Annotated in this window: 14 protein-coding genes; 4 read left to right on the top strand and 10 right to left on the bottom strand. The window is 61.4% G+C overall.

Going from position 1 to position 11,891, the window contains the following annotated elements; all coding sequences use genetic code 11:
• Positions 1 to 671: 671 nt before the first annotated feature.
• A complete protein-coding gene (locus JWP26_RS14885; RefSeq protein WP_299729203.1) occupies positions 672 to 1,055 on the bottom strand; it encodes an SH3 domain-containing protein in 384 nt (127 codons plus the stop codon).
• A gap of 1,267 nt (positions 1,056 to 2,322) precedes the next feature.
• Here JWP26_RS14885 and JWP26_RS14880 point away from each other — a divergent pair.
• Positions 2,323 to 2,622 carry a hypothetical protein gene (locus JWP26_RS14880; protein WP_299729201.1) on the top strand — a complete coding sequence of 100 codons (300 nt, stop codon included), beginning with the start codon at positions 2,323 to 2,325 and terminating at the stop codon, positions 2,620 to 2,622.
• Positions 2,623 to 2,664: 42 nt separating this feature from the next.
• Here JWP26_RS14880 and JWP26_RS14875 read toward each other — a convergent pair whose 3' ends face one another.
• A complete protein-coding gene (locus tag JWP26_RS14875; protein ID WP_299729199.1) occupies positions 2,665 to 3,636 on the bottom strand; it encodes a hypothetical protein in 972 nt (323 codons plus the stop codon).
• A gap of 119 nt (positions 3,637 to 3,755) precedes the next feature.
• Between JWP26_RS14875 and JWP26_RS14870 the strand changes: the two genes are divergently transcribed.
• Complete coding sequence (locus JWP26_RS14870) at positions 3,756 to 4,487, top strand: hypothetical protein (protein WP_299729197.1); 732 nt, start codon at positions 3,756 to 3,758, stop codon at positions 4,485 to 4,487.
• A 157-nt stretch (positions 4,488 to 4,644) separates the two neighbouring features.
• On the opposite strand, the gene JWP26_RS14865 is transcribed toward JWP26_RS14870, so the two are convergent.
• From JWP26_RS14865 to JWP26_RS14855, 3 genes are all read right to left on the bottom strand, one after another.
• Positions 4,645 to 5,403, bottom strand: coding sequence for a hypothetical protein (locus tag JWP26_RS14865; RefSeq protein ID WP_299729195.1), 759 nt, complete (start codon positions 5,401 to 5,403; stop codon positions 4,645 to 4,647).
• Complete coding sequence (locus JWP26_RS14860) at positions 5,400 to 5,999, bottom strand: hypothetical protein (RefSeq protein ID WP_299729193.1); 600 nt, start codon at positions 5,997 to 5,999, stop codon at positions 5,400 to 5,402. Before JWP26_RS14860 ends, JWP26_RS14865 begins: the two co-directional genes overlap by 4 nt.
• A 229-nt stretch (positions 6,000 to 6,228) precedes the next feature.
• The gene (locus tag JWP26_RS14855; protein WP_299729191.1) at positions 6,229 to 7,365 is read right to left on the bottom strand and encodes a helix-turn-helix transcriptional regulator; all 1,137 of its coding nucleotides are present in this window, start codon (positions 7,363 to 7,365) and stop codon (positions 6,229 to 6,231) included.
• A gap of 189 nt (positions 7,366 to 7,554) precedes the next feature.
• Here JWP26_RS14855 and JWP26_RS14850 point away from each other — a divergent pair, with 189 nt between their 5' ends.
• A complete protein-coding gene (locus tag JWP26_RS14850) occupies positions 7,555 to 8,040 on the top strand; it encodes a hypothetical protein (RefSeq protein WP_299729188.1) in 486 nt (161 codons plus the stop codon).
• 2 nt (positions 8,041 to 8,042) lie between these two features.
• Here the strand turns inward: JWP26_RS14850 and JWP26_RS14845 are convergent, their stop codons facing one another.
• Together JWP26_RS14845 and JWP26_RS14840 are read right to left on the bottom strand one after the other, a co-directional pair.
• Positions 8,043 to 8,558 (bottom strand): hypothetical protein, encoded by a 516-nt coding sequence (locus tag JWP26_RS14845; RefSeq protein WP_299729185.1) that lies wholly within the window; start codon positions 8,556 to 8,558, stop codon positions 8,043 to 8,045.
• 7 nt (positions 8,559 to 8,565) lie between these two features.
• Complete coding sequence (locus JWP26_RS14840; protein WP_299729183.1) at positions 8,566 to 9,069, bottom strand: hypothetical protein; 504 nt, start codon at positions 9,067 to 9,069, stop codon at positions 8,566 to 8,568.
• A 211-nt stretch (positions 9,070 to 9,280) separates the two neighbouring features.
• On the opposite strand from JWP26_RS14840, the gene JWP26_RS14835 reads away from it, so the two are divergent.
• The gene (locus JWP26_RS14835) at positions 9,281 to 9,547 is read left to right on the top strand and encodes a hypothetical protein (protein WP_299729180.1); all 267 of its coding nucleotides are present in this window, start codon (positions 9,281 to 9,283) and stop codon (positions 9,545 to 9,547) included.
• Positions 9,548 to 10,187: 640 nt separating this feature from the next.
• Here the strand turns inward: JWP26_RS14835 and JWP26_RS14830 are convergent.
• From JWP26_RS14830 to JWP26_RS14820, 3 genes are all read right to left on the bottom strand, one after another.
• Entirely contained in the window at positions 10,188 to 10,889 is a 702-nt protein-coding gene (locus tag JWP26_RS14830) for an alpha/beta fold hydrolase (protein WP_367184145.1), read from the bottom strand.
• Positions 10,890 to 10,932: 43 nt separating this feature from the next.
• Complete coding sequence (locus JWP26_RS14825; RefSeq protein WP_299729175.1) at positions 10,933 to 11,319, bottom strand: 2OG-Fe(II) oxygenase family protein; 387 nt, start codon at positions 11,317 to 11,319, stop codon at positions 10,933 to 10,935.
• 78 nt (positions 11,320 to 11,397) lie between these two features.
• Positions 11,398 to 11,891: DUF930 domain-containing protein (locus JWP26_RS14820; RefSeq protein ID WP_299729172.1), on the bottom strand; the 494-nt coding region annotated here is incomplete at its 5' end.

Genomic DNA, 11,891 nt, shown 5'->3' with positions numbered 1-11,891 from the left:
ACAGCAAGGAATGGGGTGTAAATTCGAACCCCCATCGTGTGCATCAGCGAGGGTCAGGTCAGGAGATCGCGGGGCAAGCCTGCAGGCGACTAACGTGTGCTTAGGAGAGGGGGGGCCGACACCCGTTAATGCTGGCTTTCGGTGTCGAAGATGACTGGCAGACCGTCATCAGGCTCATCGACCGAAACACGTGCCGGTTTTCCTAGTCTGCCGCTACGCCGCGCCTCACGTATTGCCGCATCTTGGGCGTGAGTCTGATTCGGAATGGACCATAATGCTCGCCCCCGATCGTATAATTCCAGAGACCAGACCGGCGGATGACAACATATTCGGCACGTGCAACGTGGTTTTGATTGTCTCGGGAGGCCCCAGGCGGGGTCTGAACGGAAGAGATAGGACGCATTGCCGACTGGCGGCTACCGACCCCATTTCGGCCATTTAGCGCAGCGTTAAGGTTCCCTAAAAGCCGCCATAAAGACCACAACAGTTGCGCTCGCCCTATCGCAGGTCCTCGAATGTGCTGCGGGTGTAAGGGTGTAGCGCTGATGAGTTCTGCACCCGATTAATAAGGTCGGGGTTGGCCAAGAACAGCTTGCCAAAGGCGGTCGACTGCGGTCTTCAATCTCGTCCAGAGCTGGATCGGCTTCAATCAGTTCTGAAAGCGGCGGGAATCAGCGATTGATCGGCAACTTGATGGGCGCCTTGAGGACCGAGGCATCGACGAAATCGCCGGCGCGGATCACCTTCTTAGAGCCGTCGTCGTTGCGGTCGGACGGGGTCGGCACGTTGATCAGCAGGCTGTCGGTGGCCCAACCGACCTCGCCGCCGTCGCGGTGCACGAAGCACCATTCGCCCTCGCAGCTCTGCACGAACAGCAGCTCGCCCCGTCGCAGCGTGCCATCGACGCCGTAGTCAGCGCCCGGACCACTGCGCAGCCGCATATCGGCGCTGGGCTTGGCAAAGTGTGGCCCGTCCTCCCGCGCGGCCAGACTGGGCGGGGCGGCAGCCAGCATCAGTGCCGTGGCGAGCAGGGTCATCGAGGTCAGATTCGACATAGAAGTCTCCGGGGAGGACCGATGATTTGGTTCAGGCAAGATGCGGCTTGCCGGCTGAACCCTGTCTGAACACGGCGCAATGACTTTAGAAGAATTTGAACAGTGGGCTGTATCGCAACAGGCCGCTTCGTTCGACGATCGCAAGAGGACTACGCAAGATGGAAGGCCCCAAGGGGAAGCGTAATCCTGATTGTCGTTACGAAGTTGCAAGCGTCATTGATATGAGCCTACTACCTCCTTGTCCGCCACAACACCAAAGAGTTTTGGTTTTATAACCCACGACATTGCTTGGTCAAACCCGCTGCATATCATGTGACCATGACTGACCCATTGAAAACGCCAAGGGCGCGGCCGACCATATAGCTTCAGGTACCTGTCAAACGCGTTTGGCCTTAGTTCCACACTGTGTGGCGGCCGCCGGTAATGACAGTAGCCCCGCCACGGAGCTTGCGGCAGCCATGACGCGAATACCTGTCTCGCCCTATGCCGACCGGTCAGACCGGCTCGACGTGTTCAAGGAATGGGGCAAACACGGCCTTATCTAATCGCTTCGGAGCCCTAGGTACTTAACGTATCCACCATATGGCCTACGTGGTTTCAGCAACCATGCAGCCCAGCATCACTTTACCGGCGCGGCCCCGAGCTTCGACCACGGGGCCTTCGCTTGTCTCTATCCCACCGGCAGTTTTGCGCCGATCGCGTGCTATATTGCATTCTACGCAGGTCCGATGGACCGCTGCGCAGTAGGTGGTGAGATTGTCACGCTCGCACCGGGCAACTTTTACGGTGGCTGGGTTACCCCCGGTATTGTACGGCCATTCAAGGGCGAGCCAGGATCCATGGGCTAGTTATACGCCGCTCGTATGGCATGCCTAGGGCAAGCCTTAAAGATCTCAATCCCGAAAGCCCCGTTTATGACTCAAGGAAGATAAATGTTGCCCGGTTACTCGCTTATCCCCGCATCCTGCCGCCATGGCTGGCTCTGATCGTTCACTTGTCCGCGGGAGTGCCCTGGACCGGCTTTGCTGCGCTGACTTACGGCGCTGTCATCGAGCGGGGCCGCGGGGACGCCGGAAGCGAGGCTGAAGGCGGTGACCAGACGCAGACGCGACATGGGTCTTCCATTCTATCGGGCGCAATACACTGAGAGCGACGAGGTCCTATTATTGGCCCCATTGTTGCGCAGACTGATGAAGCCGGCCTGACCATCGATTGTGAAGATCTCTCCGCCGCCCCGTTGAGGCCGGTCGTAAAGCGCGGCGCTGCAATGGCCGTCGCAGCTCAGAGCCGAGATATTGTTGTCTCTGTCGGGATGTATTTTCAGGACCAGCTGATTGTAGGAGCGGCCGCCGTCATCGGTGTGCCGGACTACAACCTTGATAAATTCGCCATCGCCGGTCTCGCTGTCCCAGAAGGTGCAGCCACGTCCGGCAAATTCGGCGGGAACGTCTGCAAGGCTGGGCAACGTGCCGAGAGGCAGGACGAAGAGGGCGACGAGAAAAACAGCTCGGAAAGTCATGGAGCACCTTTCGAAAAAGGGAGATTTGATGGGAGGAAGATCGCCTAAAGCGGCCATCGTCGCCTCATGCATCTGAAGGAGCCGAGCGCCTTAGTTGCCTGGGACCAGCGGACCTTCGGCATGAGACAGGATCTCCTCCAATTGGCTGTCGGAATAGGCAATGCCGATGCGGGTCCAGTGTTCTTGGCTGTCCAGGCCTAACTTGGCTAGGCCGAGGGCCGCGTCGGAGAAGGTATCCTGGCCCAGATTGTGATCGATCAGCACTAGCAGAAACGGGGATTCGTTTTCACCGCCCTGTCGCTGCGGCAATAACCAGCTCACCTTGCCATCATCCGTTTCAGTCAGCCCTGCGGCGATACCCAGTTCAAGGACCTGATAGGCCGGGGTAATCTCCATGACGTCAGGATCGAACAGCGATGGCACGAGCGCCGGATAGCCGACGGCTTTGAGAGGCACTTCGCGCGCTATGCCGTCCGACCAGGGCGCGACATCGTCCAGCGGCTCAAGCGATAGGCAGCGGCGCGGCAGGCAGTCGCGTTTCGCCGCCTCATCCGTGGGAATGTCGCGCCGGCTCGCCGCCAGCAACAAGGCAGCTGTTTTGGCGGTCGGCTGCATTGCGAAGCGCCAGGCGACGTGCGGACCGATACCGAACGCCTCCAGGCCGGCCGTATTCTCGGCGCCATAGGTAGCCACGGTTTCGTCTCGGATTGTAGGACCAAGATTATAGCGCTCGATCTCGACAAAGGAGACGGTGACGGCATCGAAGGTCCGTTGGTTCAGGCGCAGCAGATAACGGCTGCGCGGCATTGCCACCTCTTGCGAGTCCAATAGCAAGAACGCCTTCTCGATCGGCGAGATATCGGCACTGGCCGAAAGCATAGGATTGGGGCTGAGGCCAATCAGCTGATCCAATGCCCCCTCGATCGGCTCCAGCGCTTGCGTCTCGAAATCATCAACCGAAACAAAGCGGTTGGCAGCATCGGTCATCGCATCCTGCCCCCAAGTGGATGAAGTCAGAAAAAGGGCGAGGCTCAAGGCGACAATGCTTAGCGACAAAGGCATGGGGTGGCTCCCTGTTGCCCGCGACCTTATGGCCATCCAATCGGTTCGGCGTCATTCGTTTGATGGAAGGGGTACCGGTGCGTATCGAGCTACATTGGCGGCAACAAAGGAGAATTGGCATGCGTCTGCCCAGCCTGATCGTCATTTTCGGATTGCTGGCCATGGCGCCCGTTGCTGCCGATGATCACGTCGATGCCTGCGCGCTCGCTGCAGCCGCGTTTGGGGCGGCGATCAACCCGGCAGCGGCAGTGCAGCGCGATAAGACGATTAGCTTTGAGGTGCCGCCGAACGTCAACCAGGCGACGGGGATCACTTGCGTCTTTGCCGAGGGTGATGGTGTGCCGCAACTGGCTGAGCTGTATTGGCGCTTCGGTGCAAACGATACGGGGGCAATCGACGTGGCGCCGATCAACGCCGTGCTGGCTGCGCGATTTTCGCAACCGGACGCTGCCGATGCCGTGCAGGCGCTCAGCACCTACGACGCCAACAACCAGGCCGAACTCGCCTTCACCTGCGCCGCCTGGGCCAATGTGGATGACGGGCGCTCGATCGCGCTGAGCGAGATCGAGCGGCTGACACTCTATGGCTACGATCTCGGCTTGGCAGCCGCGGCGATCTTTAAGCTTCCCGAGACGATCGCAGGTGAAGCCAAGCTTGCGGGTCTTTACCAGCGGGCCCCGCTCGACTTCTGGGTTGGCACACAATGGGTGCAGGCAAATGAAGCGGTCAATCGTGGACTGGATGCCAACGTGCCCCAGGCGAACCAGCCCTATGAGGAGTGGCTCAAGGCACGGGCAGTCAATGCCAGCGCCAATTTCGCTGCTCAAGGCTGTGCCGCGCTGGGTGGCTAGCGTTGCCTCCGGCTGCGCGGGCCTACCACCGCCTCAGCCACCTCATATGGGCTTGCCGAGCCGGCGTTAAAGCCAGCGCTCGACCGCAATAGGCGCTTGCGCCCTACCATGCAGGTCGCCGCGAAGCTGTGTCCAGTCGCTGATGGCTCCGCCGGTGCTAGAAGCATTTCTGCCCGTCCTTGAGAGAATAGACACAGGCCGCGCCGTCGCCATCGGTCTTGAGCCCCGCATTAAACACCACGTCGCCGCCAGTATTGGCCACGGTCACCTTGCCGCCGCTGGACGCTACATTGGGCTCGAGCCGCACCACGTCCTGGCCGCCGATCTTGACCGCAACCAGGCCGGCACCCGCACCATCAACCAGCATCGCGGCGCCGCCCATGCCCGAGTCGCTGCCCACTAAAACTGCGCCGGCGTCGGCATTGGCGTTGTTGGAGCCGACACTGGCGACGATCGTGCCGTTGGGCGCAGCAACGCGCAGCGCGGCATTGGTGCCCGGCTTGACGCCGAGATCGACCACCGGCTTCTCCTCGCCGCCGACCAGCAAGTGTTGCTCCTGTGCGGCGCTCTTGAGCAGCACAATATTGCCGTCGAACACGCTGGTCACCAGGGTGCTGGCATCCTGCGATTCCAGCGCCGAAAACCGCGTGCTGCTGCCAACCTTGATGGCCATGCCGCGGCCGGTCGACCCCAGTTGCACCGTGCGCTCGTTGTCCGGGCCATGGATGGTCAGCACCGGGCCGTTATCTCCGACCGTCAGGTCCATCAGCACCTCACCCTGATCGCCGACGACGACGAACGGGGCCCGGGCGATGACCTGTTTGCCCTGGGTGTCCTGCGCATTGGCCATAATGGTGGCCTGGAACAGGCCGCTGATGGTGGCGGCAACAGCGCAACCGGCCAAAAACTGCTTCATGGGGCTAAGTCCTCGATGATGTGGGTGAGATGGATGCGGGCGCGGCGTTCGCCTTCCTCGAATTGCAGCATTTCGGCACGGGTCGTGTCGTCGAACCAGACGCTGGCTTCAACCCTGCTCCAGTCGGGGTAGCGGCCGCGGAGGATGGTTTTGTCGCCGGACTCGGCATCGTCGATCAGGATGGCATCGACCTGACCCAGCAGTTGGCCGGTGTCATCGGCAAGCATGTAATTCCCCGGCGGGCAGGGCGGCACGAGGCACATGATTGGAATGTAGGTAATCTTGATGCGGCCCGTGAGTCTTGGCGCTCCGCCCTCCGCTCGCGCCGCCGTTGGGGCAATATAGGCCGCTGTGCCGTGGTGGATGCGGATCGAGGCTTCGCCATCGAAGGAGATGCGGCAAGCTCCGCCGTCGAACAGGGCCGCCAGCGCCGGGTCGGTTTGCTTGTCAACGCTGAGCAGGTGCAGCCCGGTGATGGTCTGCTCGTCGCTGATGGTGATCGAGAGCGCATTGACCGATGGCGGGCAGAACGTGCCGTCCGGCCGCGTGCCGTAGAAATTGACAGTGAAGCTGCCGCTCTGGTCGTAACCGGTCATATGGGGATCGGCACTGGGGGGCATGGGTCTTGGCTGTGCAGCGGCCAATGAGGGGAGCAACAGGCACAACAATGGCACGGCAAAGCGCAGGAACATCACAGCTCCGGGTCAGGCCTATTTCTGCGAGAAGAATAGTCTTCTGGCAACAGCGCGCATCCTTCGTTTGAATGCTTTGGCCGGCGCGTGACCGGCAAACTCGACATTTGCCGTGGGTGACAGTCATGCGGCGTCATAAAGTCCGATGGACCGGCAGTACGCTTAGAACCAGCGACACCAGCTGGCTCTGCCGGGAGGTATGGGTTTTGCGGAACACCAGGCCCAGCTGCGTGCGCGCGGTGGCGATGGTCACCGAGCGCGCGTCGGCAGCTTCCTGGAGCGACTGGCCCGAGGCGAGACCCGCTACCAGCGACGCTTCCTTGGGGGTCAGTTTAAACAGTGTGCCGATGCGTTCTTCGAAGCGCGGTGGTAACCGCATGCTGAAATCCTGGGCAAAGATCACCGCTGTCCGCGCCGCAGCCAGCCCATAGATTGCGGCGTCACGCATCGGTGTGATGGTCAGGGCCAGGGATGGTGCTCCGGTCTCGGGGGCGCTGACGATCATGTCGCCGCCCGAGCCGGCCGGGCCGCTCCTGCTGCCGCAGGCACGGCCGACCAAAGCGTGCAGGGTTTTGCGCTGGGTGCGATCAACCACTGCCAGCATTCCACCCTGGATCGCCATGCCACTTTGCGGCTTGTCGAGCATTGTGCCCATCCGCTCGTTGACGAACAGGACACGGCCAGTGGCATTGACCACCATGTAGCCGACATTCAAGCTGCCATAGGCGTCGGCCTCTTCCCGCAGGCGCAAAGCGCCAAAGCGCCGACGCATTGCGGCGACACGGGACAGGACCGGAGCGATCTGCTGCACCAAGGCGATATCAGGACTGTCGAACTCGGCCTGCTGTCCGCCGCGCAGCACGCACAGATAGGCTGCCACCGTGCTGTCCACCGGCAGCTTGCCCTGCAGATAGCTATGCTCGCCCTGCGGCACGAACCATTCGTTATAGACCGAGGTGCGGTGAAATTCGGATTTGGGCATCAGCGCGGCATCGTTATAGACCGCACCGGTCTCAGCCCTGCTCAGCGCCGGGATGAACGGATTGGACAAGGCCGGATTAAAGAACAGGTTCTCATAGTCGTCCGAGCAATCGCCGTAGATGCGCGACTGATCCAGCGTCTTGTCACCCCAATAGCCGAAGGCGAGCGAGGACGCCCCCAGCGTCTCGCGCAACTGGCGCATGGCACCGCCCCATTGCTCATCGTCATAAACCGCCTCGTAGAGGCTGTCGCGCAGATCGGCGAGCTGGTCCAAAGTCACATCGGGCATAAAAGGCCTTGTTGTGGAAGGGGCAATCAATTGCCCCGCAAGAATGACTACGCCGCCCCTCGGCACACAACACTCTTCTGCTGCTTGGCAAAGAAGTGATCATATGTCCCGCACCATCCTTCAATTGGAGGATTGCACTGGCGCGTGCGCGGTATTTACTGATCGTATCAACGCGAATGTGAGCCGGACATGAACAACAAAGCCAAATGGGTTTGTCTGGCCTGGATGCTGAGCCTGGCACCGGCTTTGGCGGAGCCGCTGGACGAGCATATCCTGGCGCAACTGGCCTGCCAGAAGTCGCCCGAGCCGGCCTATACCCTTATAGCACTCGATCGCGGCGAGCGGATCGCCGGCGATGCGGCGCTGCTGATGGACAGCGCCACATGCTGGCCGATCGCGCCGGAGCTCGATGTGGCGGGCATGAGCTTTTCCGCTGTCTGCGCCTCGGCTGAGGACCCGCTGCTGCTGGAAGAATTTCCCGACTATTTCTGGCGCGGCCCCGGTACCTCGCCGGGCACCGCCCTGACGCTGGTCACCAAGGCCGACCTCGCAACGGCCAAAACCTGGGCCCAAGCCAATCTGGGCGAAACCGAAACGCACTACACCGTGGCGGAAAGCTATCGCGTCGAGGGCGGGGTCGAGATCGATTGCTCGAGCCTGAGTTTTGTCGAGTAAGCCTAGCGCACACCCTTGCTCATCAACGATCGCTCGCCAGCCACAACCGCGCCGCTGATCACGCTGGGCGCCAGGGCGCGCAGAGCATCCAGATCCACCACGCGAGCGGCGTAACAGGGCAGACGAAAGGTTTCGTCGCCATGGGTGAAATCCAGCGTGATCGATTTGCGTGCCTTGCTGCGGGTGATCAGCTTGAAATGCCAATTGGCAGGGGCCGGGATCGGTACCGAGAAAGGCGTACCCGGACCGATCGGCGTCTGACGCCGGCCGGTCAGCATTAGGCCATCACGGTAAAGCGTCGCGACGCTGCCGCGCGTGTTAACCCAGCCCATCAGCCAGGCGATGGCGCCTACACCGGCTGCGAGCGGCACGCCCACCGACAAGGCCGCGAGTAGCGGCTCCCCCTTGGACATCTGGATCCAGATGGCTCCGGCGCCGAGGAAGAGGCCCATGAGGAAACTGCTCCAGAAGGGCGAAACGGCTTGCTTGAATAGTAGATGCGGTTCGGTCTGGCTCATGGCTCGCTCACTTCAGCAGGTTGCAAAATACCATGTAAGAAGAGATGGCGTCATTCCAGCCATAGCGATCCAGGTTGATCATGCCCTGGCTGCTCCACAGAATAGCTTCGTCGCCGCCACCCTTGTTGTCGTCGCGATAGATGCCGATCGAACATTTGACCGTGTCGGTCTCGTCGCATTGCAGCGAGGAGATCTTGTCATTCCACCATGGGCCGACGCTGGTGACGTACTCGGCGTAGGAATCCTGGTTCTCGTAACTCTGAGCAAGCCAACCGACTGCCTTATGCCAGGCCTCGCCCTGGCCATCGTTGTCCTCGTAGAAGGTGCAGCCCTTGTTTACCATTGCGGCGGGCATGACGCCCACGCGTTGGAACAAACCGGGGTCGAGCTGCAGCAGAATCTGGCCCGCGCTTTGGTTGAGCGGCAGCGTTTTGAGTTGCGCTGCGGAAAGCTGCCCGCCGAATAGGCTGGCGACAACAATGGCAGCTGAGATGAGTGACTTGGCTTTCATAGGCAATGGTCCTGCAGACTGAGGCGAACCGGTTCGCCCGATCCTCGACCAAGAGAATTCCCCACCGGCCTGCGCCGTGCATCCTTCGTTTGAAGGAGAACTGGTCACGCCGCGGATCCGAACGTTGGTCTCGTCCAAACGGAGGATGCCGCGCCTGATGTCTTAATCGATAGTCTGGCGGTCAACCGCCAACATTGGAAGCTAACGTACCATGCTGCATCAACGCGCAATCCGCTCTGGGCTGCTGCTTGCAGCGCTCGCCGGACCAATGACATCGCTACCGGCAATTGCAGCTTCAGCACCCTGCGTGGTGCGTGTCTGCATCGCCTCCTATGGCTATCATGATGCCAACGGCAACACTGTCACGGTCTGTACTCAATGGCAGGAGCAGATTAAAAACAACTGCAAGCCTATCGCCATCGATCCCCACCGCCTCGGTCCCAAACTCCCGCCGACCCGCGACCGCAAGGCGACGTGATCGATAGTTCGAGCTTGCGTAAAACCACCAGCCGCTTCAGCAACAGCCTTTCTGCCTCCGGGCCAGAACAGCATATTGTTCCTGTCCGCTTTGGTGGTCCTTTGTTCCAAACCGGACTGACGGCTTCCCACCCCGTGGTGGTCATCTGGAACACAGCAATCTTGTTTGGCAACACCAGCAACGTAGCCTTTAGCCGAATGGGGCGCTTCGCTAACGGCGCTTTTTGTTGTCCATCGACGAAGCGGATCGACCAGATTTGTTTGATCTTCAGAGCGCGTTTGGCTCCAACGTGCTTACCCACATTCCAAGCAGGCCTAACTGCTGCTGCAGTATCGTACTGTGAGATACCCACTACATTTCTCCTCTGGGCCAAGTGGCCGTAAGGAGAACGATTATGGCGTAGTCGTAGGAGGCACGTGCCGACCCATTCACGACGCAAGCGGTCAATAAGCGAAATCCCTAAAGTGGCCATTCGCCTCTGAGCCTGTGACTGCAGCTCTCAACTGACTGCGGCCCCTCACGGAATTAACTGAACCGCACCCGTCGTAGCGGTATCTCGGCAGCTCTACGGCATGGTCCGCTAGACTATCGCACCAACCTTTATAGTGATTAATTGGGCTGAAAATAGAGGCGGCCCAACTCACAAATGACCGCTGGCGAAATCGAGCAATACGTACGCCGCGCGATCTGGGCAGGGCAGCTGGGGCGCGTGGTCGGTGTCGATAGTTTCGATCCGGGCTCCCGGTACCAGCAATTGCATGGTCCGCTGCACGGCGATTGGCATCGAGCGATCCTGCAGGGCTTCAATATAAAGTCCAGGCACCGACCCCGCGCCCTCTGCAGTCCAGTGCGGCACAGTCATCCAGTTGGGATTCAGTTGCGGGATCAGGCGGGCGGCCGCAGCTCGGGCGTCGGCCGGGTCGGCGCATTGAAAGAATATCTCTGCGGCCGCTTCCGGCGGTACTAAGGTTACTAGTCCGTCGGCGGTGGGCTGGAGGAACGGCTCGATGCCTTGCGGCGGCGCGCCGACCAGCTTGCAAGCCGCAGGGAAGCCAATGCCGCTGGGTAGCATCATGCCGGTGAGGTAGACTAACCCGGCAGCACTGCCGGGTTGCCCCGCCACCAGACGATCCACAACCATGGTGGCAACGATCCCACCACCCGAATGGCCCACGACAATCCAAGGCCCCTCCGTCCCTGATAGCGCCGCCAGCGCGTGGTCCACCATGTCGTCCACCGTGACGCAGTCGCCATCAGCCAAGGAGCCCCTCCGGGCAAATCCGGCGCAGCGACCGCGTGGCCCGCCGCGATGAGCAGCGGCGCCGCAGCGTCCCACACCCATGGGCCCGCCCATGCTCCATGCAGGAGCAAAAACGTCGGGCGCCTCACGCCTGCCGCCCGGCAGAAGCAATAACCCGCCCCGCTTCCCGCACGGCGGCAAGGTTCTTCCGCCCCCGCCGCGAGCCAGCCAGCTTGGCGGCAACGTGATGGCGCACTGTGATGGGTTCATAGGCGAGCCCGTCGCCCAGGTCGCGCAGGCTATCGAGCGTGCTGACCACGGCATCGGCATTGCCGTCATGGAAGAAGGCGACTGAGCGGCGACGCCAGATGGTGCCATTGACCACGGGTGGCTTGACGCGGTGCAGCGTCGACATCCAGCGGTCGTTGGTGATGCGCGCCGTGAGGTCGCCCAGGTTAACCAGCAGTGCGCCATCGGCGGGCATGACGTCATGCCACAGGCCATCCCGGTCCAGCACCTGCAGCCCCGCCACCTGATCGACCTCAGTCCGAGTACTGTGCTGGACGCGATCGGGCGGCGGCGTGCCTGAGCCCGGCCTCTGCCGTTCCGGCTAGGTCTTGCTCAGTCGAGCAAGCACCGCGTCCGTCACGTCGGCGCCGAGCCGATAGGAAAACGCAGTGACACTCGTGAGGTCGTCGCTGAGCGTGCAGTCGAAGGCGAGGCCATACCACCTTTCTCCGGAGCGGAAGATCGCGCCGCTCGCTGCGACGCGTTTCCCTGTCATCTCCGACCTGGCATAGGCTTCCGCCATCACCGTGTCGGGCGCGAAGCCTTCCCCGGCATTGCCGATCTGGGCCAAGGCCTCAATATTGCAGGTTTGCGCCAGCCGTTTTTCGGGGGGCAGCGTTTCTAGCATCGCGCGTGCCCGTGCCATGCTGGGAACACTCAGCATCTCCTTGAGATAGAAGCGTTTGGCGCTGCGCAACGCCCCTAGCTCAAGGGTCGCGACATCGGGCTCCGCCGACGAAGCAGGCGGGGCTGTTCCTTCCGCCATCTCGTCAGCGTCAGCCGTGACCGCAGAGACGGCCTGATCCGGCACGCTGG

The sequence above is a fragment of the Devosia sp. genome (assembly GCF_028290435.1).
Taxonomy (GTDB): Bacteria; Pseudomonadota; Alphaproteobacteria; order Rhizobiales; family Devosiaceae; genus Devosia.
This window is presented reverse-complemented; position numbering and strand designations above follow the sequence as displayed.